The organism is Streptomyces sp. NPDC018610 (assembly GCF_044391765.1).
Taxonomy (GTDB): Bacteria; Actinomycetota; Actinomycetes; order Streptomycetales; family Streptomycetaceae; genus Streptomyces.
Genome location: NZ_JBISAL010000033.1, coordinates 1 through 1157, shown reverse-complemented (window position 1 = coordinate 1157; position 1157 = coordinate 1). Strand labels below are relative to the sequence as shown.

1 protein-coding gene is annotated in these 1157 nt (G+C 65.4%); it reads right to left on the bottom strand.

What is annotated here, in order from left to right; genetic code table 11:
- A partial coding sequence (locus ACH5A8_RS34580; RefSeq protein ID WP_399007957.1) for a nickel-dependent hydrogenase large subunit occupies positions 1-1157 on the bottom strand: 1157 nt, incomplete at both ends.

Genomic DNA, 1157 nt, shown 5'->3' with positions numbered 1-1157 from the left:
CCGTAGGTGGGGGTGTGGGTGGTGGTGAGGGTTTTGCCGTTGCCGAGGTACATGTGGACGCCGCAGGGGAGGCAGGGGTCGAAGCTGCGGACGGTGCGCATGATGTCGACGCCTTTGAAGGTGTCGGGTCCGTTCTCTTCGAAGACGGGTTGTCCTTGGACGGCGTCTTCGTAGGGGCCGGGGGTGCCGTAGTGGTCGCGGGGGCTGGCGTTCCAGGGGGTGGGTGGGTAGGGGTGGTAGTTGGCGATCTTCTTGTCCTTGATGACGAGGTGGTGGGAGAGGACGCCGCGGACGGCTTCGTGGAAGCCGCATCCGATGGCTTCGTCGGGGACGTCGAAGTTGGTGTAGACCTGGGTGTGGCCGGCGCGGACGAGGGTGGTGGCCTCTTCGACGAACTGCAGGGCCATGGCGGCGGCGTAGGCGATGAAGTAGGGGCGGGCGCGGTCGCGTTCGATGGTGTTGGACCACTTGGGGATGTGCCATTCGAGGGTGGTCTCGGGGAGGGTTTCGCCTTTGGGGAGGGTGATGCGGATGCTGTGGCCGGTGGTTTTGATGTAGGGGGTGTCGACGATGTTGGACAGGGCGGTGGACCAGAGGCGGGCGAGGGGGCCGCCGCCGGTGTCGAGGGCGAGGTGGTCGCCGGTTTCGGTGTCGTACCAGCGGGGGCTCATGACCCAGGAGTAGTTGCCGTCGAAGTCGCGTTTTTGGGGGTGGGGGAGGGTGGTCTGGTTCCAGGGGTGGCGGATGTCGACCGGGTTGCCGAGGGGGTCGTGGGTGACGAAGGGTTCTTCGCCTGTCCAGTCCTGGTAGTAGGAGGAGCCGAGGAGGATTCTGAGGCCGAGGTTGATGTCGATGAGGTTGTTGGTGCGCAGCCGGCCGTCGATGATGATGCCCGGGGTGACGTACATGGCTTTGCCCCAGGTGTTCATGGTGTCGTAGCGGTAGTCGACGATGTCGGGGTTCTGCCAGGCGCCCCAGCAGGCGAGGAGGGTGCGGCGCAGGCCGACTTGTTCGTAGCCGGGGAGGGCTTCGTAGAAGAAGTCGAAGACGTCGTCGTTCATGGCGACGGCTTGTTTGACGAAGTCGATGACGTGGAGGAGGCGGGTGAGGTAGTCGGTGAAGAGGGTGGGGGTGGGCATGGTGCCGACGCCGCCGGG